Source organism: Thalassotalea sp. ND16A, assembly GCF_000764205.1.
Lineage (GTDB): Bacteria > Pseudomonadota > Gammaproteobacteria > Enterobacterales > Alteromonadaceae > Thalassotalea_A.
Map to the genome: position 1 here is coordinate 117,983 of NZ_JQDZ01000030.1, position 24,985 is coordinate 142,967.

The following is a 24,985-nucleotide window of genomic DNA, read 5'->3' on the forward strand; positions in this document are numbered from 1 at the left end:
ACATTTGCTCATGGTTAACGGTTAACATAGTGCTGACAATTTTTTAATAAAGAGAGAAAACTCGTCAATTCTCGATCGAAACTATCTTCGGGCAGAAATAAGTGATAACCATAGGCGAGAGCCAATACTTCAGTACGATGTAACCAGGCGGCAACCGGGCCTTTTATTGTTTTACCCTGAAGTTGATAAGGAGAAAAATTTAGTATCGCCTGAGCCTTGCTGATCTGCTCATACTTAACCGCCAGGCTAATTAATTCTTGCTGTTCATGCAGCAACTTATTGGCAAGCCTGGGGGAAATATGATTGGCAATATTATCCAATTTATTGAGCTTAATGCCAATATATGGCAAGCTGAAAACGGCGAAGCCATTATTTGCCCTAACTTCCCCGAAGCTAATTATATCTTGCCAGTTAACTTGCCAGCTGCCAAATCTATGGTTAAACCTTATCGCCACTTTGCTGATGTTATAACTGATATCAGGTTCACTATATTTGCCTAAGCCTAGCAAAAGTACAATGAAACAACTGAACATAAGCAGCATAAGTTGTAATTTAAATTCATGCCAAAACAAATGATTAAGGACAAATGAGGACAGTAACAGGATAACTCCCAGCATTATCAAAAACAGGTGATTACGTTTAGATTTAGGTTTGATTTGAAGGCTTTTGTCTAAGCTTTTATCTATGTTCACTTGAATTTTTTTGAAAAAGTTTCCATAGTTAATGTATCAATAAGTAAAGCTTAAGAGTTGTAATGACGCAATATCACGTTGATGACAAAGCCTTTAAGGCGGATGGTAAAACCATTGCCATCATTAGTTACCTTACCATAATCGGTTGGGTGGTTGCCTTGGTTTTGCATGGTAATAACCCGACCAATTTGGCGGCTTTTCATTTGCGTCAATCTTTGGGTCTGTTTCTTACTTGGGTGGTGCTTAGTTTTATCCCGATAATTGGCTGGATATTTGCCTTGCCGGTACTTATTTTATGGGGCATCGGGCTGTACCATGCTTTTCATGAAAATATCACCCCGGTCGCTGTTATTGGTGAATTTTTCCAACGCAGCTTTAATACCCTGATCGAATAATCATCAACTATCGCTCTTGCCCAGTGAATGTTTAGATCATCTTTAAATTCATCTAGTTAATGCCGCCACTTTATGATTAAATCAAGTTATTGAAATCATAATACTGGATCGGATCGTCCTTGATTTACATATATCCTGCCAACCGAATGGAAGACTTGCTGACTCTGTTCGATAAAGTGCAACAAACCTCGCATCTACCCGTACTCGCCCAAGAAGTGGTACTGGTGCAAAATCCCGGGATGCAACATTGGTTGAACATGCAGCAAGCCAACATATCCGGGATCAGCATGAATGCCTCGTTTGTGTTACCGGCACAATTTTTATGGCAACAATTAAGACTTCTATCTGGCGATCAAGTACCAGAACAGTCGCCTTACTCGCGAGAAGTTTTGGCCTGGCGAATTGACAAGTTATTGCAAAGTGAGCAAGTCATCAGCAATATCGATTGCCAGCAAGCGACAACCTATTGGCAGACGGCTACCGCTGAAGAGCCATTAAAACGTTATCAGTTAGCGGTGCAAGTGGCCGATTTATACGAACAATATTTGATTTATCGACCTAACTGGATAGATGCCTGGGCTCAGGGCAAGCAAGTCGATGATATTAACGAGACAAATCCGCCGCATCAACCCTGGCAAGCCTACCTTTGGTCGCTATTAAGCCAGCAGAGCCCTTATAACCCAAAAACCTTGATAGCGAATGCCAAACAAAACCTGGCTCAATATCAGCATTTATTACCCGCTCGTATCTCAATCTTTGGCATTAATGCGTTAGCGCCAATGTGGATTGATTTTTTAACCAGTTTATCCACGGTTATCGATGTACATTTCTATCATTTAAACCCTTGTTATGAATATTGGGGTGACATTAAAACCGATAAAGCGAAAGCCAAACAGAGCTATTTATCGCAGATAGAAAAGTGGCCTGAGGATGCCATTTGTGATGACAGCTCTAATCCGTTGTTAGCAAACCTGGGACAACAAGGGCGAGAGTTTTTAACCTTGCTGCACCAGGCGCCGAATATTGAAATACCGTTATTCGATCAATTAATTGCGGATGACAGTGATGCCGAAATCGATGACGATGGCAATTCTGGTAACTCGAAAGATACAGCCAATGTGCTCACTCATATCCAAAAAGACATTTTAACGTTAACCGATAAACGGCAAATGCCGGTCAATAAAATCGATAGCAGTATTACCATAACATCAGCCCACAGCGCTTTACGGGAAGTTCAGGGGTTGCACGATTATTTATTGCATAAATTTAATGATGATCCCAGTCTTACGCCGAAAGATGTATTAGTGATGTGCCCGCAAATAGAACAATACGCACCCTATATTGATTCGGTATTTGTTCGCGGCTGGGAGGATATCACAGAGGCCATTCCGCCATTGCCTTGTTCGATAGCTGACAGAGTAAGTAAAGATTCGGAACCTTTGGTTGCCGCCTTTAGTGAACTGTTACAGATGCCAGACAGCCGCTTTGGCGTAAGCCAAATACTGTCTTATTTACGATTATTGCCATTACAGCTGCGTTTTGGTTTAAATGAAAGTGACATCGAGTTGATCAGTGACTGGTTAGATAAAGCCAATATCCATTGGGGTTTAAATGCTCAGCATAAAGATCAAATGCTGGGTAATGAGGACAATAATAAACAATTTACCTGGCAATTGGGATTAAGCCGATTAATTCGTGGTTTTGCCTTTGGCGATGAACAGCAGTTATATCAGCAAGATCTGGTGTTGCCCTGGGTCGAGGGTAGCAATGGCATCATTCTTGGTAAATTAATGTTGCTACTGGAACAGTTACAGCGGATGAGTGTTGAGATGGGCAGTGCGAAAAGCGCACAACAATGGCAAGCATGTCTGGTAAATTTCATCGAAAAATTGTTTGTGGATAGTGATAATGACAATGGCTTGTCCATCATTGGCCAGGCAATTGAGTCTTTTGCCTTATATTGCCAACAAGCTAAGTATGATGGCGACATTGAATTGTCGGTGGTACGTGAATATTTAAACCAGCATTTTAGCCAGCCAGATCCTGGACGACAATTTATGATCGGGCAAATAACCTTTTGCTCTATGTTGCCGATGCGCTCTATACCGTTTAAAGTCATCGCCGTATTAGGGTTAAATGATGGCGAATTTCCTCGACAAAAACAGCCGTTAGGTTTTGATTTAATGGCGATGAGCCAAGCGATAGCTGGAGACAGATCAAGGCGAGGTGATGATCGCTACCTGTTTCTGGAAGCGTTGATCTCGGCAAGAGACAACCTGTATTTAAGTTATCAGGGCAAAGACATAAAAAATAACAATGAGCGGCAGCCTTCCATTGTCTTAAGAGAATTCATTAATTACCTTGAACATGGTTATGGCTGGACATTCAATGATGAAGAGTTTGCTAGCAACAATCAATTAAGACAATTACCGTTACAGGTATTTTCTTTAGATAATTATCGCTTCGATAATCGCTATCAAAGCTTTGATCAAAAATGGTTGGCGTTGGCAAAAACCAATGCTGACAACCTAGTCAGCCATGACGTTAGCGCACAAACGCAGCAGCTTGAAGCAATTGCCGAGCCGCAGAGTAATATTGAATTAACGCAAGTGATCAGGTTTTTACAAAACCCGGCGAAAGTGTTTGCTGAGCAACGATTAAAGTTATTTTTTAAAGGACCGCAACAGCAACTGCAAGATGCTGAGCCATTTAGCGTCGACCATTTAAGCAAATATCTATTGCAAGATGAATTTTTAACCGTTGCGCTGGACCAAACTAACACAGTTACAGAGCAGGGCAGCCAGAGCTTAAAGCAGCAAGCTTTGCTGTCAGGAAATTTCCCTGACAATGCAAACACCGAAGCCGTGATCGGTGACTGGCAAGCAACTATGGCCAATTTCTCTATGGCGATAACGCAACAAATCGCCGCTTTAGTTGGTAAATCACAAGCAGAAAAGGTAAATGTAAACATTCCACTTGTCATTTATGCCAATACCGACGAGCAGCATTTTAGCCTGAGTCAAACATTGACCCTTGAGCGCAGTGAAAATCACTGTTATCAGTTTTCCTACCGGCCAGCTCGGGTAAAAGCGAAAGACATCATCGCTTTGTATCTACGGCATTTATTGGTCAACAGTGCTGCCAGCAGCGAGCAAGTCATCAGTATCGGTTATTTTCTCGATGAAAAAAAACAGGCGTTGCAAGTGGTGAAATTTGATCCCGTTATTAATGCAAAACAACGCTTAAGCGACATTCTCAGCTTTTACCAGCTAGGTCTTTGCCAACCCTTGTTATTAAACGGTGATATCGCTATGACTATGTTTTGGCAAAAAGGCAAGTTTACCGACAAGGCTATGCGTCAAAGACAATTTTTAAAACTGTGGCAGGGTGATAACTATTCTACAGGCTTAGGTGAAGATCCCTATATACAATATTTTTGGCCGCAGTGTCCCGATATTACTGAGCATGCGGCCTATTTGTCCACTGTCTATAAAGACATGTTTGCCCAATTAATGGTGACCGATCATGAGTTTTCCGACAGTGTCAGAGGCGAGCATGGCTAACCACAATAATTCAGCTAATACCGCTAATACCGCTAAAGCGGCGATGCCATTATTGGCCGAGACCATTCCTTTACGAGGGCGTCATCTTATTGAAGCCAGTGTCGGAGGCGAGCATGGCTAACAACAATAATTCAGCTAATACCGCTAATACCGCTAAAGCGGCGATGCCATTACTGGCCGAGACTATTCCTTTGCGTGGGCGTCATCTTATTGAAGCCAGTGCCGGTACGGGCAAAACTTTCAACATCACCCGAATTTATTTACGGATGATATTAGAACGCAGGTTAAGCGTTGATAATATTTTGGTGATGACCTTTACCAAGGCGGCCACCGAAGAGATCCGCGGCCGAATTGACGAGTTTTTACGGGAAGCCCTGGCCAATTGGGATGGGTACACTAATGACCCTAAGCAGCCATATTTTCAACAATTAGCCGAAACCCTTGGCGAGCAAGGGGTTGATGCTAACACGGTGAAAGCGTTATTAAAAAGTGCTTTAATCAACTTAGACGAAGCTGCGATTTATACCATACATGGCTTTTGTAAACGGGTGTTGTCACAACAAGCGTTCGCCTCCGGGGTCAATTTCAATGCACGAATGGAAGTTGATGACAGTGAATTAGCCCTAGAAGCGTGCCAGGATTTCTATCGGGTAATGGCAAAGTCTGAGCAAACCGGCGACTACGCCATTCTGGTACAACAATGGCCGACACCAGAGAGTTTCCTTGGCAGTTTTAAAGCACTACTCAGTGATGACAACTTACCTTCGATAACGTCAAAACAAAGTGTGGTGAGTGCGCTACAAGTGCTTGCTCAACAAAGTTTAAATTGCTTGTATCAGCATGAGCAATTAATCTTGACTGAGCTGGTAAATAGCAGCAAAGAACAGCAAAAGCGATTGCAGGAATTTGAGCTGTTAATCGACTTTATCAAGGCCGTATTAAACACCAATTTAACCGACCATTGTGCGCTTGATAAACTGGCAATAATTGCCCCTGATTTTAAATTTATCGCCAAATCGAGACTGCCGCGAGCTGCCGCTAAGAAAGATATCAAGGCAGCTCTGCTTAGTGCCTTTGCCATTATCGAAAAATTTAAACAGTCATGGCTTGATTTTGGTAACGCGTTACTAAAATGTGGCGCCTATGAAGTTGCACTAATGGCTCTTGAAGACATTAAAACCAAGGTGTCCGTTAAAAAACAGCAAGCCAACGTACTAAATTTTGATGATCTTATTAATCAACTGGCAAGTTCGCTAAAACGAGAAGCAAATGGCGAAAACATGCCATTAACACAAGCACTGTTGGCTCAATACCCGGTGGCATTAATCGATGAATTCCAAGATACCGATGGCAAACAGTTTGCCATTTTAGAGCAATTGTATTTTCATCCGAAAAGTGCCATTTCTGGCTCCGAAAACGACGCCTTAGAGCAGCCGGGTAACAAGTTAGCTTTATACTTAATTGGCGATCCTAAACAAGCGATTTATGCGTTTCGCGGTGGTGATATTTTTACCTATTTAACTGCCGGAAAAAGAGTGCAACAACAATGGTTGATGGACACCAACTGGCGTTCATCTGAGCAGATGATACGCGGCTACAATCATTTGTTTTATGGCAACGATTTAAACGCAGACAAAAAAGACATCTTTGGTTTTGACATACAATATCAGGTGGTAAAAGCATCTGCGACGGCCAACAAACAACAACTGATTGACCCGCAACAATATACAGCATTGCAGTTCATCGAATTTACCGCCAGTGACGAATATATCTGGGCAAAAGCAGTAAAAACCGAATTTCGGGCCAATATCGCCGATTGGTGTGCTGCAGAAATAAGCCGACTACTGACTCAGGCAAGTATTGCGACGTCATCAACATCAACGGATGATAACGTTACAAATAGCGCAATTAAGGCGTCTGACATCGCTATTCTGGTTCGAGATGGCCGTGAGGCGGATGATATTAAAGCGGCGTTAACCAGGCTTGCCATAAATAGTGTTTATCAGTCACAACGTTCAAACTTGTTTTCAACTGACATCGCCAAAGATTTCATCGCGGTGTTAGCGGCAATTATTAACCATGAAGACGATCGCGCCTTTATTGTTGCCTTGTCTGGACCATATTTTGGTTACTCCACGCAGATGCTGTTTGCCTTGCAAAATGATGAATTGCAATGGGAAAGGCTACGTAAATCGTTCAATGGGTTGAAGGCCATTTGGCATAAACGCGGTTTTATGGCGATGGCGTTAAGGTTGCTGCACGATTATTATCCCGGCTGCATAGATAACAGCGAACGGCAATTAACCAATATCATTCATTTATTTGAGTTATTGCAACACGCCAGTCAACGGTTTAAGCAGCCGCAAGAGTTAATGGCCTATTTGCAAGAGCAATGCATCAATCTCTCGTCTGCGGAAGCAGAGTTGCGCTTAGAAAGCGATGCCGATTTGGTACAAATTGTTACCCAGCATGGTTCCAAAGGGCTGGAATATCCGATTGTTTTTGCGCCTTTTGTCAGCCGCCATAAAAATCCGGTGAAATTTGGCAACCTGGACAAGGAAGTATTGCGCTTTCATGATCAGCAAGATTTGCTTAGCGTACATTTGGGTAAAGATGAAGATGGCCGAATGCGCATGGCCGAAGAAGGCTATGCTGAAGATGTTCGCTTGTTATACGTTGCCGTCACGCGGGCTAAATACCGTTGTTATCTAGGTTGTACTCAGTTTAAGGATTATCATTTATCGCCGCTTGGGCAGACATTAAAACTGGCCAAAGGCGATAGCTTTAGTAGTCAATTAACAGTGCTTATCGATGCCAGCCCAGAAACCATAGGGCATTTATTGCTTGCCGGAGATGATTTTATTGGGCAACCAATGCCAGTAAGGCAAGAGCAGAAAAAGTTTGCTGCGGCCAGTTTTCAGGGCCGAATCGAGAGAGATTGGTGGTTAAGTTCATTCTCCGCGTTAACTCGCAACATCCGTCACAGCGGCAGAACCGCACCTGATAGAGATAATGAAGGCCAACAGCAGGTAATCTTAAAGAAAGATTTGTTAAGGTTTGCCTTCGCCAAAGGAGCAAAAACCGGCAATTTACTGCACGATTTATTTGAGCATACTCATTTTGACAAGCCTGACTGGAGCACGGTTGGGCAACGCTATTTGCTTAAGTTTGGTGAATTGCCAGTTGGTTTTGAACATCAGGACGTGTATGACTGGTTAGACGATTGTTTACATACTCCGCTAAATGACTCGGCATTAACCTTATCGAGTTTAAAATTTGAAAACACCCTGCGCGAAGCGGAATTTTACTTTCCGATGGAAAATGTAAAACTTGACCATTTACAGCAACTCCTTGACCAATTTCGAACCGGTCTCGAACTCCCTGCAGAGCAGCTGGCAAAAATCAATCATCAGCTGCCAGGTTTTGGTCAATTAAAAGGCATGATGCATGGCTTTATCGATTTAATTTTCGAAGCCGATGGTAAGTATTACCTGTGTGATTATAAATCCAGCCATTTAGGCGATCGTTTTCGGGATTATTTGCCGGTTGATCTTGCTAGCCATGTTGTTGAAAACTTTTATGATCTGCAATTTATGATCTATTCGCTTGCGCTGCATCGCTATTTAGCCCGGCGGATAAAAAATTATGATGTAAACCAGCATTTTGGTGGGGTTTATTATTTGTATCTCAGGGGCATGAGTGCGGCAAATGATAATTTTAGTGGTGTGTTTTACCAGAGCTTGAATCAAACCTTACTGGAAAATTTAGATAGCGTATTTAGCGGTAACAATCAAATCGTTAAAGGAGAGAGCAATGAGTAGTTTTAGTCTCTATAACAAGCAAAGAGCAGAGCTAAAACACCTGCCTTACACTAATTTTTATCAACTGCAGGCAACGCTTGAGGGTATTGAAGCCATCGATTATTACCTGGCAGAACAGCTTATCGAAAATGTTAATACTGATGGCTTGGCAGCGCAACAGATAAGTTGCTTATTTCATCTGTTTTTAGCGCTAAGTGTAAGTCAGCGCGACGGTCACAGTTGTTTAGCAATACAAGCGATTGCCAATACTACTCTTTGGGCAAGTGAACAAAAAGCAGAGCAGGGTGAACTCACAAACAGCTTGGCTGAAAATAAAGTCGGTTATCACTTTCATCAGCATGCACAATTATGTGCTCTGCTAGAAAAAGTGTTAGATAAAGAGCTCACGGCTCCAGCGCAATCTAATCGCGGTTTTCACGGTGAGCAGTTGTTAGTGATATTTGAATACCAGCAATTGTATTTACGTCGTTATTGGCAATTTGAGCAGGAGTTGGCCCAATTCATTCATCGCAAAATTGGCCAGAATAGTAACGCCGATAGACAGAGTGTTGAACAAGCAAAACACATAGTACAAAGCTTATTTACCACAACTACCGGGCAAGTAGATTGGCAGCTAAGCGCAGTTTGTAATGCGTTGAATAAAACTTTTTCGATAATCGCTGGTGGCCCAGGCACGGGTAAAACATACACCGTAACTAAGCTACTTGCCGGCTTATTAATGCAGTGCCCGGATGCCAGTATTGCCATGGTAGCACCTACCGGAAAAGCTGCGCAACGCTTGTCAGAATCTATTGTCGCTGCGGTTAACAGTTTTGGCAATAACACGCAAATAAGTCCTGACATTTTAGCGCGTATTCCAACGACAGCATCGACCATTCACCGGTTGCTGGGGGTGATCAAAAACAGTCCCAATTTCAGGCATCATCAGCATAACCTGTTGGCCCTGGATGTGTTGTTAATCGATGAAGTGTCTATGGTTGATTTACCCATGATGACCCGGGTTTTTAGAGCATTACCTGAACATTGCCGGGTGATTTTACTTGGCGACGCCGATCAATTGCCTTCGGTAGCAACGGGCAGTGTTCTCGCCGATTTAGCGCCATGGCCGAGCACGCAATACAGCACGGTAAACAAACAATTTATCGAGAGTTGTAGCGAGCAAGAATTGCCAGACTTTAGCGAAAATCCGGCGATTGATTACTTAACCTATCTAACTTTTAGCCGTAGATTTTCCGGGGAAGGGGGCATCGGTAGCCTGGCCAAATTAACCATTGCCGGTCACGCTGAGCAGTCCTGGTTACGGTTAACATCTGCGCAGGACGCAGAAGTGAAATTTATCAATAATAAATCGTTAACCGAATATATCAACGAGCTGACAGAGCAATTTTATCAGCCGATATTCAAAGCCACTAGTATTGAACAAGCCTTCACTTATTTAGAGAGGTTTAGGATCCTTGCCCCCACTCGCGCTGGCGAATTTGGTTTGCAAAATTTAAACTTACTGGTGGAACAACAATTGCTCAAACTTAAATGTATGCCTTTTAAGCAAGAGCTTTATCATGGCCGGCCAATTATGATCAGTCAAAATCATTACGGCGTTAATTTGTATAATGGCGATATTGGTCTGCTGTTTAATGATGCCAATGGCAAACTAATGGCGTACTTTGCTGATAACGAAGGCTACCGTGCTATTTCCATTGCGCGTTTACCCGCTTTTGAAACGGTTTTTGCCATGACCATCCATAAAACTCAAGGCTCTGAGTTCGAAAATGTGGCAATAATTCTTCCGCAAACCCGATCAAATCGTTTATTATCCCGGGAATTAATTTATACCGGTATTACCCGAGCGAAAAAACAACTGCAATTGTTCTGCACGAAAGAGGTGTGGACAGCAGCGGTGGCACAAAAAGTAAGCCGAGCTTCGGGGTTAACACAACGGTTATTGAAACTATACCAAATTGGTATTATGACTAAGTGAGCTTTTTAGATGAATCTTTTGAACATAGATAAACAACGTTATCGACAACACTTAAATAAAGTTATTGTTGGCTTTATTGCCAGTTTTTTGCTGTTGGCACTGGTTTTTGGTCAGCTATTAATCAGTATTTTTGCCGAACCCGGTGGAGATAATTTTTGGTTAAATTTGAGTGGTGTTGCCATCGCCTTTATCATCGTTGCCAGTGTGATTAATCATTTTAAACACCATCCGTTTATGACTGAAATCTTGTATGTTTGGCAACTTAAACAACAGATAAATTACATCTATCGAAAACTAAAGCCTATAGAAGCGCAAGCGTTTACTCAAAGTAATATTAATGCCTTGATCTGCTTGAGCTTTTACTATCAGGCATGTCGACAACTTTACCTGTTAGACGACAATACCATTACCCTGTCATCGTTAACTACAGCCGAAAATAAGTTAAAACTATTTATTGATGATCACAATTTAACCATTGATAGCAAGGATTATCAGCAGCAGTTATTAACGGCGTTTTAACACCGTCATTGCCGGATTAAGCAAATGCTGCTTATCTCAAGCCCAGTTCAGACATGCCAGAATTTCTCATGCTATCTATCTGCTTTTTTGCCATTAATGGCTGTTATTTAACCCTTTAACAATGCGAAACTGCCGAACAAGCACTAATATTAATGGGTGCTTGTTCGGTTTTTTGATTTTAAATATACCAAGTCCGATAATTGATTGGTATTGCAAGTAATTTTTTTTATCAGCCTCCTCTGACTTCTCCGTTTTAATTACTAAGGATAGTGAGTGACTGAACCAGATATTGAATTTGTACTTGACGAATGGCTGATTTATCCCGAAAAATCAGCCATTAAACGAAACGACGAAATTATCCATTTAGAACCTAAAATAATGGAGGTATTGGTTTACCTGTTAAAAAATGCCAATAAGGTAGTCTCTCGTGAAGAATTAACCGAACAAGTGTGGCAATCGCGCTTTGCGTCCGATGAAGTCATAACCCGGGCAATCTCGGTATTACGCAAAAAGCTCGATGACACCGGTAAAGTTCATCGTTTTATTAAAACCATTCCCAAACACGGCTACGTATTAGAAACCAATGAACAAGTGATTGAACATAACGATGCGGTTGAACATCATCGCGAGCCAGAGCCGGTTAATGCCCTTGAAATCCAAGTTAATCGCTTTATTAAACCGCTAACCGCGTTGCTGGTTGCCGTATTTTCCATTGCGATTGCCGTTGCTATTGTCAGTTATCAATATTTTGTTGATCAACGTCAGCAAACCGCTGACAACAATATTACTTTACGTATCGACGATTTTACCGCGACCGATAATCTTGATTCCAGTGCCATGGTTGCCAGGGTACTTACCGAACAATTATTGACGACACTAAGTAACTCCACGGTGGCCAATGTCACATTAAATTCCAGTATTTTTGATGATATTAGCAGTACCGATAATGAGTTTTTTATCAGTGGTGCGGTAAAAGAAATTAATAGTGAATTTCATATCAATTTGCATTTTGCCGATAGCGCAACCGGTAAGATATTATGGAGCCAGTCGTTTGCTGGAGAAAAGGCGAACTGGCATCAATTAGTCAGTAATGTTAGTCAAACCATAGAGTTTTTTTTCAGGGTGGCGCACAAAGAAAAATTAGACTTAAAAACGCTGTCCTTAAAAACCTTACAAGCGTCCATTTTAATTCACCAGGCACGGGAACTAAGGTTTGTTGGTTCTGTTGAAAATTTTGAGTTGGCGATAACAATATTACAAAACGCCGTACTTACCTATCCAGATGAACATCAAATTATCACTGAACTGGCATTAAGCTATTTGCGTACCCGTGGTGATTTCTTTAATGCTGATAATCTGCCCTACATAAAAAGGTTGATCGATCAGGCAGAGCAAAATAATTATCACGGTGGGGTTTATTGGTTAGTAAAAGGTTTATATCAATTTAAAGTAGATGAAATTGACTTACCGACAGCAATTAGCTATTTGCAAAAGTCGCAAAAACAGGTGCCAGAAAATGTTGAAGTACTTACCTTATTATCGAACCTGCATCGAGTTAACGGAGATGCGGCGAAAGCCACAGAACTGGCACGAAAGGCACTACAAATAGAGCCAGAATTTTCGTTAGCGGTATTTTATCTGGCTAAATTAGAAAGCCAAAGGAATAATAATGTACAAGCAATCAACTTGCTCACCACTTATTTAAAGAAATATCCGAATGATTATGGCTTAAGTCATTTACTGGTAAAACTATACAATGGCACAGGTAAATTTGATAAAACCATCAATTACCTAACAAACATAAACTTGGAAAATCAAAAAGAGCGATTAAAAGAATACATTGCTGATGGTTACTTTTTTGTTGGCTTAACCGATAAAGCCATTGAAACCTACCTGCAAGTGGATACCATTTCACCCACCCATCAATTTCAAGTGCAATGTATGGTGCTAATGCTTGAACGTAAATTTGTCCAAGCAAGTGAAGCCTGTAAGTTAGCAGACAAAAGTAAAAACCCCCGCGGCAGATTTCACTACGCCAGAAATTTAATGTTGCAAGGTAAATATGAGCAGGCAAAAAATCGTTATAAACAAAGCTTTGACACCATAAATGCCGACATTAATGCCATCAATTTACGATCACTCATCGATGAAAAAGTGGATTATATTTGGCTGTTGTCGCAGGCCGGAGAAATGCAACAAGCGCAACAGTTGGCAGCGCCACTACTTGCACGCTTTAAACAATCGAATCGTTTGGGCTATCTTGGCTATGGCATCTCTGATGTGGTTATCTTAATTGCTCTAGGACAAGAACAACAAGCATTTGAAGCATTTTCAGTGGCGTTAGACAGCGGTTGGTTACAATGGAACCATTGGCTTTATAGTGGCCCACATCCGGCGTTAGAGCGTTTAAAAGCGGATCCTAGGTATGAGCAATGGCATAACTACATTCAGCAAGCCTTGGCCAATCAAAGAGTTAAAATTAGTCAGCCAGATAACCTGGTATCAAGGTAAGCGATTAATTTGAGATAGGTATTAATGCTGAGTTAATTAAACATCTGCTCATTTTTGCTGGTTAGCAAAAAAAATCATCAACTAACATTGAATTAGTTGATGATTTAAATCGTTGTTGCTTTTGAGAATATTGACAGTAGTTACTGTGACTAGTTAATACCATTTGTTAGCTTGCTATCACTTAATGATTAAAAGTTAACGTACAGTTTTTCTGAATCATTTAACGCGACATCTTCAATGCTCACATCACCGAGCGCTTCGTTTAACCGATCTGCCGTTTTATTGGCACCGTGGTTGGCGGCAAATTCTGAAATGTTTTCACCATTACACACCACTTTAAGTGCCACCGTTTGTGTTTTTAAACGATAGCTTTTGACCGTGTAACTGAAACGAATAGTATTGTTGGATTTCGCTGCTTTACACACGTCAATTAATGCATTTTCCATATAGCTAGACATACCAGCTGCTTGTATAGAACTTGATAAAAATAATGAAGATGCGATAACTAGTGCGCCAGTAGTTAAAGTTAATTTGCTGTTATTCATAATATGCTTTCCTTTTTCATTGTGTGTTTATTATTTAGTACCTGGCTTCTTTCAAAATAAGTAGCTTTAAGTAGTAGATTGTTACCCAATCTGATAATAAATCTGTTTCTGTGTTTTAATTATCAATGTCCGTTGAAGACCCTTTAATTAAAGGTGTTTTTTACCTTAAAAACCTGATTAAAATATGATGAATATCTATATAATATCTATGTGAAACATTAAATATCAGCCACTTAACGTAAAAGTTGTGTGAAGTGTGACTAAAAAGCTGAAAATTTGTTAGGTCAAGCTGTGTTTTTTGTAATGTTTGTAACAAATCATGTTTTCGCAAAATCTGGCATGAATATTTATTTAGTATTTGTGAAAAGTTATTAAAAAACTCGGTTGGTGATGGATTGGGTAAAAACGGTGAGAAATTTTCATGTGAAAGTTTTGCCTAATGCCAAGGGCAATATTGCCATTCCTTTTCACTCTAAAAGCAGGTACCGCGCAAGCCGGCTGGCAGGTAAAACGCTAATGTGGCTATTTTTAAAAATGAAGAGTAGTATCAAATTAAGGGCTGAAAAATAAATGTTGATAAAACACTAAATATTCTTGATTTGAATTAGGCATTTATTAATTTTGAACTAACCTTAAAAATATACTCAGTGGTGTTTTTTCTGAGCGGGTTTCATACCAGTTTGATTCGTCAACTTGGTATCAGTTAACAATTCAAAAACAATGATAAAAGGGTGCGCCAATGCAATCATTACAAGTTAAAGATTATTTAAACCATCATCCTGTTACGTTTAAGCCAAATATGGCCATCGAGGAAGCGTCAGAATTATTAACCAAAACCCACGAACTCGGCGGTCCGGTAGTCGATGAATCAGGTAACTTGGTTGGGTTCTTGTCGGAATCTGATATTTTGGCAAAAATGCTGGAAACCGGTTATTACAGTGAACATGTGTCATCGGTTGATCAATTAATGCGAACCGATGTATTAACGATGAAGCCATACACCAGTATTGTGGAACTTGCGCAAACCATGTTGCAGGCAAAACCGAAAGTCTACCCGGTGACCGATGATGACGGTAACTTACAAGGGACTATTTGCCGTAATGATGTGCTGGCGGCGCTAGATCAACACATTAGGGCAAGTTTTCATGTCAGTAAACAAGTTGGTTAACGGCTAAAAAACCACAAAACCATCCTCAACAGGCAACCTGGCGGTTGCCTTTATTATATTGGTGCACAATATCCTTTCATTGCTTGCAACTATACTTGCTATTATTTACTGATTTTCTTGATCTTAACTGCTAAAATTTGCGCCACTAATAATGAAATTTCCTACGAGTAAGTTTTGCCCAAGCAATCATCAGATCACAATTCCCAAATATCTATACGACTACAACCGTTATTTCAACAATTAGCACAAGTGAGAAACTGTGATCGTGGCTTGCTTAAAAAGCGCTTGCATGGCGTAAAGAAAATATCGAATGCCACTAAATTACAGGATGCAATGGCAAAACTGACGGTCGCAATTGAATCATCGATTAAACGAAAGCAACGGCTCAAAGCCAATGTTCCCAACATTGAATACCCTGAGCAGTTACCGGTTTCACAAAACTCGGCAGAAATTGCCAGGGCGATCGAAGATAATCAGGTGGTGATCATTGCCGGAGAAACGGGTTCCGGTAAAACCACGCAAATTCCAAAAATATGTTTGGCCCTTGGCCGTGGTATTGAAGGCTACATTGGCCACACTCAACCACGACGCATTGCAGCCCGTACCGTGGGAAATCGTATTGCCGATGAGTTACATACCAAGTTAGGGGAACAAGTAGGTTACAAGGTTCGCTTTACCGATCAGGTTTCTGAAAATACTTATATTAAGTTAATGACCGACGGTATTTTGCTTGCCGAAATGCAACGAGACCGGCTACTACGCCAATACGATACCATTATTATTGATGAAGCCCATGAACGCAGTTTAAATATCGATTTTATTCTCGGTTACTTACGACAAATATTACCGAAACGCCCCGATTTAAAAATTATCATCACCTCAGCCACCATAGACCCAGAACGGTTTTCAAAGCACTTTAATAATGCGCCAATCATTGAGGTCTCAGGCCGAACCTATCCGGTGGATATTTTATATCAGCCATTAGATGAGCAAGACAATGATTATGTCAGTGGTATTATTAATGCAATCGAGCAGCTTGATGATTTGCCATTGGGGGATATTTTAGTCTTTTTAAATGGTGAGCGGGAGATCAGAGATGTTGCCTATGCACTCGAAAAAGAAAACTTGCGCAATAGCCAAATACTGCCGCTGTTCTCCAGATTAACGGTAAGTGAGCAAAACAAGATATTCGCGCCACATAGAGGGCGAAACATTGTATTGGCTACCAACGTAGCCGAAACCTCACTTACGGTTCCGGGTATCCGCTATGTGATTGACCCAGGTACCGCTCGTATATCCAGATATAGTTATCGCACCAAAGTACAACGCTTACCGATTGAACCTATCTCGCAAGCCAGTGCAAATCAACGCTCAGGTCGTTGTGGCCGTGTCGCCGCCGGTGTGTGTATCCGTTTATATTCAGAAGATGATTTCCTTTCCCGGCCAGAATTTACCGACCCGGAAATATTGCGCACCAATTTAGCTACGGTTATCTTGCAAATGTTATCGCTGGGTTTAGGTGAGATCCAGCAATTTCCGTTTGTACAAGCACCGGACAGTCGTAATATTAATGATGGCATGCGGTTATTAGAAGAGCTTGCGGCAATCAAATCGGCGACAGAAACTACGCCATCATTAACCAATACCGGCCGAAACTTAGCAAAGTTTCCGATTGATCCGCGTTTGGCAAAAATGTTGCTCACCGCCAACGATTTTGGTTGTTCGCAACAAGTCGCCATTATTGTTGCGGCCTTGAGTATTCAAGACCCAAGAGAGCGGCCGATGGAAAAGCAACAGGCTGCCGATGAAGCCCATAACCGCTTTAAAGACAAACAATCTGATTACATTAGCCTGTTAAATTTATACCACTACATCCAAAGTAAACAACAAGAGCTGAGCCACAATCAATTTCGACAGTTATGCAAAAGAGAATATCTCTCCTATCTGCGTATTCGTGAGTGGCAGGATATATTTACCCAATTAAAACGAACCTTTATTGAGAATAAATGGTCATGGGCAAAGTATGATGGTGAAGATGATTCAAATTATGACATTGTTCATCAGGCGATATTGTCAGGCTTGCTAAGCCATATTGGTAATTTGGACGAAAACCGTGAATATAAAGGCGCCCGCGGCAGTAAATTTTTCATATTTCCAGGTTCCGGTTTAGCGAAAAAAACACCAAAGTGGTTGATGGCGACAGAATTAGTCGAAACCAGCCGCTTATTTGCCAGAATGTGCGGCAAAATTGAACCTCTATGGTTAGAGTCTCTTGCCGAGCATTTAATTAAACGCAGCTACTCTGAGCCCCATTGGGAGAAAAAACGTGGTGCGGTTGCAGCGTTTGAGCAGCTAAGTCTTTACGGGCTGGTGATTGTTGCCAAACGAAAAATCAACTTTAGCGCAATTGAGCCGGATACTTGTCGAAAGTTGTTTATCCTTGAAGGATTGGTGCATGGTGACAGCAACATCAATGAAAAATTTTTACTGGCCAACAACAAGCTGGTTGCTGCCATCGAAGATCTGGAAGATAAAGCACGCCGTAAAGATTTTTTGGTTGAAGAAGAAGAACTTGTCGATTTTTACCTGGATCGTATTCCATTGACCGTTGTTTGTCAGGCCAGTTTTTTAAGCTGGTGGAAAAAAGCGAAAGTAAAACAACCTGAGTTATTAAATTTCTCAAAACAGCAGTTACTAAAACAACAAGGGCAAAAGCTCAGCGCCAAGGATTACCCCGAAATATGGCAACAGGGTAACGTGAGTTTAGCGTTAAGCTATAATTTTGAGCCGGGCAGTGATGATGATGGCATTAGTGTCAATATTCCGGTTGGTATTTTGAACCAGATTGATGAGCAAGGATTTGAATGGTTAATACCGGCGCTTCGCCTCGAGTTAATTACCGCTTTGATCCGTAGTTTACCGAAACAGCAACGCAAGAATTTTGTCCCGGCACCAAACTATGCCGACGCTTGTTATGAACTGATATCGCCTGAGCAAGGCAAGCTAACCGATGTTATTGAAAAGCAATTGTTAAGGATGACTGGCGTGAGGTTGCCTGAAAATAGTTGGGATTTCAGTAGTTTAACTCAGCATCTTAAGATGAATTTCAAAATTTTATCAAATAAGGGCAAGTTAATAAAACAAGGCCGTGATCTCGGCTTGTTAAAAGACCAATTGCAAGGCCGGGTGAAAGAGTCGATAAAACAAGTCGCCGAAAAGGGCATCGAGAGACAGCATATTCAGCAATGGGATTTTGATGCCATTCCAAAGTCGTATCAGCGTAAAGCCGCGAACATTACCATTCAGGCATTCCCGGCATTGGTTGATCACCAAAAAGATGTAGCAATTGAACTGTTTGAAAACCAGCAAAGCGCCGAACAAGAAATGCTGAAAGGGGTAACACGCTTAGTGTTGTTAAACACTCCTTCTCCAGTGAAATACTTAGAAGCAAAATTGCCGAATAAAGCAAAATTGGGCTTGTACTTCAATCCCTTTGGCAAGATCAGCGAATTACTCGATGACTGCGTTCTCGCTTGTGCTCAGCATTTGATTAAAACCAGTGGCACTGTACCATATGAACAACAAGGCTTTGAACAAGCTCGTGATATTGTCAGAGCGGAGATTGCCGATAACGTATTGGCCGGTGCGATAAAGCTAGAGCAGATATTAACGATACGCCATAACATCGCGAAAGCGCTAAAAGGTAAAATGGATCTTAATGTGATCCAATCTCATGCCGATATTAAACAGCAGTTAGAAAGCCTGGTATTTAAAGGGTTTGTCAGTCAAAGTGGGGTCGATAAACTAGATAATGTGCAGCGCTACTTAAAAGCGATTGAACGCAGAATGGAAAAATTACCGATAGATCCTAATCAAGACAGATTAAAGTTAATCGAAGTACAGAAAGCGCAAGAGCTGTATCAAAACTTATTGCTTAAACAACCGAAAAATCAACCGGTAAGTCACGAAATCAATGATATTCGCTGGATGATTGAAGAGTTTCGGGTATCGGTGTTTGCGCAAAATCTTGGTACTGCGTTTCCCATTTCGTTAAAACGAATTAAAAACCGGGTAGCTGTATTAAGCGTCTGATAGTTGTTAAATCGTATATTTAATCAACTGATTTGATTGACAAAAGGTGTTTAACTTTCTATAAAGGGGGGGGTTGCTACAAAGGATGAAGAGGTACCTATGTACAAGTTTGAGCAAGGGTTTGATGATAGTCGGGCAGTTTTTCGAACTATGGTCAATCAAGAAGTCAGCATTATTTTACTCGATGCCGAAGCAAACATTGAAACTACGGCCAATTGTCGAGACATCAGTGATACCGCTATTGCCCTGGAATTAACTCACCCGGTTGAAATAGGGACTTTATTAACCTTAACATTAGATAGTGATGATCAACTCTCGGTGCCGTTAACGGATTGCAAAGGCCGAGTATTACGTTGCGAACAAGAAAGCAAAGAGCTGTTTTTGCTCGCTGTCGAAATCATCGACAGCGAGTAATACCAATCCACCAAAGTCTAAGCCAAACGGATTAATCCATTTGGCAAATCAGGCCTTTAAGATAATAACCTTCTGGATAATTTAACGAAATAGGGTGATCGCTTGCCTGTTGTAAGCGCTCGATGATCCTGCCTTCGCGTTTGGCGTCTAAGGCAGCATCTGCGACAACTTTTTGAAATAACCCGGCATCCATCAGCCCGGAACAAGAAAACGTAAACAATATGCCATTTTTATTCAATAACTGCATCGCCAGCATATTGATGTCTTTATAGCCTCTACATGCACCGTTTAATTGTGCTTTTGAATCGGCAAATTTGGGTGGGTCGAGGATGATCATATCAAACTTTTTGCCCTGCTCACGGTATTGGCGCAATAATTTGAATACATCTTGTTTTATGAAATTAACGTGACAATCTTCTAAGTTGTTAAGTTCAAGGTTTTCTTTGGCTAAGTCTAACGCTTGTTGTGAGACATCGACGTTAGTGACTTCTTTGGCGCCTGCTTTGGCACAATGCAGCGAAAACGTACCGGTATAAGAAAAACAATTTAACACGGTTTTGTCTTTCGCATAGCGCGCGGCGGCCAGGCGCGAGTCGCGTTGATCCAGATAAAAACCGGTTTTATGGCCTTTCTCAACATCCACTTTAATCTTTATGCCATGCTCTTCAATAACACATTGGGTAGAATCGAGTGGCTCACTAATCCAGCCTTTGCTCAAGCTTAACCCTTCTTTTTTACGAACGTCGACATCAGAACGTTCATAAATGCCATGATCTGGGTATAACTCGCTAAGTACCCTGAAGATACTGTGTCGATGAAAATCGGCGCCGGCACTTAATAGCTGACAACTGATGATATTGTCATAAACATCTATGGTTAAGCCGGGCAGGTTATCCGATTCTCCGGCAATTAAACGAAATCCGCTAAGCGCGCCATCTTTAATCGGCTTTTCTCGTAATTGCGCGGCGTTGATTATTCGTTGTCTGAAAAACTCGTCGTCAACCGCTTCGCTGTTATCAAATGTCCAAATTCTTACCCGAATTTGTGAATCAGGGGAATATGCGCCTTTTGCAATCCAGTTTCCTTTACTATCATATATATCTACAGTCTCGCCACTTAACGGTTTGCCAATAACTTTATTAACGGCTTTTGAAAAAACCCAGGGATGGCGGCGTAAAAGTGATTTTTCTCGCGCAGGATTTAACATTATTCGTGCAGACATACTATATTCTTTATATCAGGTGAAAAGAACACTGATTGTAAACTAAAGCAGGCTAAGTAAACAACGAAGGTTTTAGGTTGTTATTTAAGATGGGCACAATCGAGCAACAATAAAAATAGGATCAATTATGAAAGTTTGCTATATCGCAAAGATAACCGGTGTTGTGCAAGGAGTTTATTTTAGAGCCAGTACGCAAAATATGGCGATAGATCTGGCACTTAGTGGCTATGCACATAATCAGGAAGATGGTAGTGTAGAAGTCATGGCGTGTGGTGATGAAGCCAATGTTTTACAAATGCTGGCCTGGTTAGAACAAGGACCTGATGAAGCGGAAGTTGAAAATGTTACTGCTGATCCCACTCACATAAGAGATATTAATCATTTTTCTATCGGCTGAATTTAGCCACGCAGTAATGCCCATTCGCCTAATTAATTGTTCAATAAATTAGGCGAATTGGTATTAAAGGATAAGCAGTGAAATATATAGAGGTAAATGCACAACAGGAATTAGTTTTTAACGAAACCGATATCCCTGAAATTGCAGACGATGAGTGTTTGTTAAAAGTAAAAAGTTTTGGAGTAAACCGTGCTGACCTTCTTCAGCGCGCCGGAAAATATCCCGCACCACCTGGTGAATCACCAATATTAGGGCTAGAAGTCTGTGGTGATATTGTAAAAACAGGAGATCAGGTAAATTCGTTTTCAACCAAAGAGCGAGTTTTTGGCTTAGTTGCGGGTGGTGGTTATGCTCAATACGTGAAAATTAAAGCCGCACACATGATGACACTTCCCGATGAACTTAGTTATGCCCAAGGTGCTGCAATTGCAGAGGTGTATTTAACTGCCTATCAAAGTTTATTTAGTATCGCAAAGCTGCAAACTACCGATCATATCTTAATACATGGTGGCGCGAGTGGAGTTGGTACGGCCGCGATACAACTGGCTAAAGCCATCGGAGCTAAGGTTACAGTCACCATAAGCAATGACAGAAAAGCGCAAGCGTGTAAAACATTAGGCGCAGATAATATTATCAATTATCGGCAGCAAGATTTTGTCGCCTGGAAGAAACAACATCTAAAATCCGGTTTTAATGTGATTTTAGATATCGTTGGTGGTGATAATGTACAAAAAAATATTGATGCGGTAGCACTCGATGGGCGCATTGTAATGCTAGCCATGTTGGGCGGCCGTTTTTGCGACCAGGTAGATGTTGCTAAAATGCTGTTCAAGCGAGTCAATATCCACGCCAGTACCCTAAGAAATCGCAGCGATGATTATAAAACTCAATTGGTGGCTGACTTTACCAAGCAATTTTCAGCAGCGGTAAAGGGGCAACAAATTAACGCCGTTATCGAGCAAGAGTTTGACTGGCAACAAGCAGACCAGGCGCACCAACTGATGACCAGCAACAGCAATATTGGTAAATATATTTTAACCATTCCTGATATCTAACATAATTAATGTCTAATAAATGTAACTATCTGATTTTCCTTGCGGTATTTAATCACACACGTTAAATTAAAATTATGGAATAAATAATAACCATGGTTTTTAGGGACGTAAGATGAATATGACAAGCATAGTTCTTTTGCTCATTATTGCCGCATCAGTGATGTATATTATTGGTATTTATAATCAATTGGTGGCGTTAAAAAATCGCTATAAGAATGGCTTTGCCCAAATTGAAGTGCAATTAAAACGTCGCTACGATTTGATCCCAAACCTGGTCGAAACCGCAAAAGCCTACATGAACCATGAAAGAGAAACGTTAGAAGCGGTTATTGCTGCGCGAAATGGTGCCGCTAAAGGTTTAGCTGCCGCCGCATCACAACCGGGCAATGCTGCAGCAATGCAATCCCTGATGGGGACCGAAGGCGCGTTAATGGGCGCGTTGGATAAATTGAATGTTGTCATGGAAGCGTACCCTGACTTAACAGCCAATGAAAATATGATGCAGGTCAATGAAGAACTGATCAGTACGGAAAATAAGGTGGGCTTTGCCCGGCAGGCCTTTAATGACCAAGTGATGAGCTTTAACACTTACCGACAAAGTTTCCCACAACACTTTTTTGCTGCCGCCTTTGGCCATGCAACCGATGCCACCTTGCTAGAATTTGCCGACAGTAAAGCAATACAATCGGCGCCCAAAGTGTCTTTTTAACCAAGAGCTGGCCCGTAGCCCATGGACTTCTTTCAGGCACAACAACAGGCGCGAAAAAACACTTCGCGTCTGATCCTACTTTTTTCACTTGCGGTGCTCAGTTTAATTGTCATCACCAATGTGTTGGTGATGTTTCTTTTTGGCTTTCTCGCCGCTGATGACATCCACTCCATTGCCAACAATACCACCAGTAATGGTTTATTTGGCCAACCGTTTGATTGGCAAATGTTTTTATTTATTAGCGCGGTGGTGTGCCTGGTGATTTTTATTGGCAGTGTCTATAAGTCGGTACAAATAAGTGCAGGAGGAAAACGTATCGCCGAGTCGCTGGCTGGCAGAATTGTAAACTCAGACACAGGTAATTTAGCCGAGCGCACCTTATTAAACGTGGTTGAAGAAATGGCAATTGCTTCTGGCTCACCGGTACCAACCGTGTATTTAATGGACCATGAATATGGTATCAACGCCTTTGCCGCTGGCTTTAGCCAATCGGATGCAATCATTGCTGTCACTCAAGGTTGCCTTGATGCCCTGAACCGTGAAGAAATACAGGCCGTAATAGGTCATGAGTTTAGCCATATTTTAAATGGTGACATGCGCTTGAATATGCGCTTAATTGGCATACTGCATGGCATTTTGGTGCTCGGCTATATAGGTTATTATATTTTAAGAACGTTTCGCGGCTCAAAGAAACATGGCGCGGCCATTTTAGGTCTGGGTTTTGGTCTGGTGGTGATCGGCTTTGGCGGTAACTTTTTTGGCAATATGATCAAAGCCTCGGTCAGTCGCAAGCGTGAGTTTTTAGCTGACGCTTCGGCAGTACAGTTTACCCGCAGTAAAGATGGCATCGCCAGCGCTTTACACAAAATATCAAAACACAGTTATGGTTCAGAACTCGACTCTGCAAAAGCGCCACAAATGAGCCATGCCTTTTTCAGTTGTGGCGTCAGTTCATTTTTAGAGTCGATGTTTGCCACGCATCCGCCCATTGATAAACGCATTAAGCGTATTTCACCGTATTTCTTTAGCGAACACACCATAAAACAACAAAAGCAGCAAAACCAACAGGCCAGTGATGAGAGTACGGCTAAGCAAAATCAAACCAGCGGTATTGTCAGCCCGCAACATTTTGCTCAATCCGCGGCACAGATGAGTGCTAGCGTTGTCGCCGATTCTGTGATCAATAGCATAGGTAAAATTAATCATGCGCAACTTGCGCACGCCAATGCATTAATTCAGCAACTGCCAGAGCCAATATACCGGGCGTTGCATGATAAAAACCAGGTTAGGGCGGTTATCTATTGTTTATTGTTAAGTAATGAAAGTGAGGTGTTAAACAAACAGCTCATGCACCTAAAAAACAACATAGATGCGAACATCATTGATTCTGTTTTTGCCCTGCGACAAAGCATCAGTCAATTAGACAAAAGGTTTCGCCTGCCAGTTATCGATTTAGCCCTACCTGCGCTGAAACAACTCAGCTTTGAGGAATATCTTCAGTTGCAACAACTCATCTCTCATTTGATTCAGGCAGATAATAGCGTAGGCATGTTTGAATGGGTTTTACAGAAAGTATTATTAACACACTTAGCCAGTCAGTATACTAAACCGGTTAACACGCTAGGGCGCGGCAGGGGGATAATGCCGTTAAATGCGCAGAGTAAACAACAGGCGATTACGATATTAATCAGCCATTTATTTCAGCAGTGCGTCGATGATAGCACTGCTCAAAATGCGATTATTGCGCTGATTAAAAAAGAACTGGGATTAACTCACCCGCGTTGACTCATAAGAAAAGGTAACCGAAGGTTATATCCTTATTCTCACATTAGGTGTAACCGTAATAAGTTTAAATATGACTTTCAGTTTCCTTTCTATTTTAGTCTTTAATTGAAATGGATCTA

Annotated in this window: 17 protein-coding genes; 14 read left to right on the top strand and 3 right to left on the bottom strand. The window is 41.5% G+C overall.

Features of this window, described 5'->3' with window-relative positions; genetic code table 11:
• Positions 1-14: 14 nt before the first annotated feature.
• Complete coding sequence (locus ND16A_RS13910; RefSeq protein WP_235281980.1) at positions 15-692, bottom strand: DUF2982 domain-containing protein; 678 nt, start codon at positions 690-692, stop codon at positions 15-17.
• Positions 693-754: 62 nt separating this feature from the next.
• Here ND16A_RS13910 and ND16A_RS13905 point away from each other — a divergent pair, with 62 nt between their 5' ends.
• The 7 genes from ND16A_RS13905 to ND16A_RS13890 all read left to right on the top strand — a co-directional run bounded on the left by ND16A_RS13905 (position 755) and on the right by ND16A_RS13890 (position 13,479).
• A complete protein-coding gene (locus tag ND16A_RS13905) occupies positions 755-1,087 on the top strand; it encodes a DUF4870 domain-containing protein (RefSeq protein WP_033076639.1) in 333 nt (110 codons plus the stop codon).
• A gap of 119 nt (positions 1,088-1,206) precedes the next feature.
• Positions 1,207-4,650 (top strand): exodeoxyribonuclease V subunit gamma, encoded by a 3,444-nt coding sequence (recC, locus tag ND16A_RS0118895; RefSeq protein WP_152593807.1) that lies wholly within the window; start codon positions 1,207-1,209, stop codon positions 4,648-4,650.
• Positions 4,643-4,771: a hypothetical protein gene (locus ND16A_RS21840; RefSeq protein WP_268746306.1), complete on the top strand. Its 129-nt coding sequence runs from the start codon at positions 4,643-4,645 to the stop codon at positions 4,769-4,771. Before recC ends, ND16A_RS21840 begins: the two co-directional genes overlap by 8 nt.
• Positions 4,764-8,471: an exodeoxyribonuclease V subunit beta gene (recB, locus tag ND16A_RS13900; protein ID WP_052072906.1), complete on the top strand. Its 3,708-nt coding sequence runs from the start codon at positions 4,764-4,766 to the stop codon at positions 8,469-8,471. Before ND16A_RS21840 ends, recB begins: the two co-directional genes overlap by 8 nt.
• Positions 8,464-10,449, top strand: coding sequence for an exodeoxyribonuclease V subunit alpha (gene recD / locus ND16A_RS0118900; RefSeq protein ID WP_052072907.1), 1,986 nt, complete (start codon positions 8,464-8,466; stop codon positions 10,447-10,449). Before recB ends, recD begins: the two co-directional genes overlap by 8 nt.
• 9 nt (positions 10,450-10,458) lie before the next feature.
• Positions 10,459-10,968: a DUF3087 family protein gene (locus tag ND16A_RS13895; protein ID WP_033076641.1), complete on the top strand. Its 510-nt coding sequence runs from the start codon at positions 10,459-10,461 to the stop codon at positions 10,966-10,968.
• Between the two features lie 273 nt (positions 10,969-11,241).
• Entirely contained in the window at positions 11,242-13,479 is a 2,238-nt protein-coding gene (locus tag ND16A_RS13890; protein WP_033076642.1) for a winged helix-turn-helix domain-containing protein, read from the top strand.
• A gap of 188 nt (positions 13,480-13,667) precedes the next feature.
• Here ND16A_RS13890 and ND16A_RS13885 read toward each other — a convergent pair whose 3' ends face one another.
• Positions 13,668-14,024, bottom strand: a complete 357-nt coding sequence (locus ND16A_RS13885) for a DUF3718 domain-containing protein (RefSeq protein ID WP_033076643.1) — start codon at positions 14,022-14,024, stop codon at positions 13,668-13,670.
• 739 nt (positions 14,025-14,763) lie between these two features.
• Here ND16A_RS13885 and ND16A_RS13880 point away from each other — a divergent pair.
• The 3 genes from ND16A_RS13880 (at position 14,764) to ND16A_RS13870 (ending at position 19,698) form a co-directional block, all read left to right on the top strand.
• Complete coding sequence (locus tag ND16A_RS13880) at positions 14,764-15,192, top strand: CBS domain-containing protein (protein ID WP_033076644.1); 429 nt, start codon at positions 14,764-14,766, stop codon at positions 15,190-15,192.
• A gap of 213 nt (positions 15,193-15,405) precedes the next feature.
• Positions 15,406-19,284: an ATP-dependent RNA helicase HrpA gene (gene hrpA, locus ND16A_RS13875; protein WP_200880806.1), complete on the top strand. Its 3,879-nt coding sequence runs from the start codon at positions 15,406-15,408 to the stop codon at positions 19,282-19,284.
• Positions 19,285-19,383: 99 nt separating this feature from the next.
• Positions 19,384-19,698 carry a PilZ domain-containing protein gene (locus ND16A_RS13870; protein WP_033076645.1) on the top strand — a complete coding sequence of 105 codons (315 nt, stop codon included), beginning with the start codon at positions 19,384-19,386 and terminating at the stop codon, positions 19,696-19,698.
• 31 nt (positions 19,699-19,729) lie between these two features.
• Here the strand turns inward: ND16A_RS13870 and ND16A_RS13865 are convergent, their stop codons facing one another.
• Positions 19,730-20,920, bottom strand: a complete 1,191-nt coding sequence (locus tag ND16A_RS13865; protein ID WP_033076646.1) for a class I SAM-dependent rRNA methyltransferase — start codon at positions 20,918-20,920, stop codon at positions 19,730-19,732.
• Between the two features lie 127 nt (positions 20,921-21,047).
• Here ND16A_RS13865 and ND16A_RS13860 point away from each other — a divergent pair, with 127 nt between their 5' ends.
• The 4 genes from ND16A_RS13860 to ND16A_RS13845 all read left to right on the top strand — a co-directional run bounded on the left by ND16A_RS13860 (position 21,048) and on the right by ND16A_RS13845 (position 24,866).
• Positions 21,048-21,317: an acylphosphatase gene (locus tag ND16A_RS13860; RefSeq protein WP_052072908.1), complete on the top strand. Its 270-nt coding sequence runs from the start codon at positions 21,048-21,050 to the stop codon at positions 21,315-21,317.
• A gap of 77 nt (positions 21,318-21,394) precedes the next feature.
• Positions 21,395-22,372, top strand: coding sequence for an NAD(P)H-quinone oxidoreductase (locus ND16A_RS13855; protein ID WP_033076648.1), 978 nt, complete (start codon positions 21,395-21,397; stop codon positions 22,370-22,372).
• A 118-nt stretch (positions 22,373-22,490) separates the two neighbouring features.
• Entirely contained in the window at positions 22,491-23,081 is a 591-nt protein-coding gene (locus ND16A_RS13850; protein ID WP_443080298.1) for a LemA family protein, read from the top strand.
• 21 nt (positions 23,082-23,102) lie between these two features.
• Positions 23,103-24,866 carry a M48 family metallopeptidase gene (locus ND16A_RS13845; protein ID WP_052072909.1) on the top strand — a complete coding sequence of 588 codons (1,764 nt, stop codon included), beginning with the start codon at positions 23,103-23,105 and terminating at the stop codon, positions 24,864-24,866.
• The last annotated feature ends 119 nt before the right edge of the window (positions 24,867-24,985 follow it).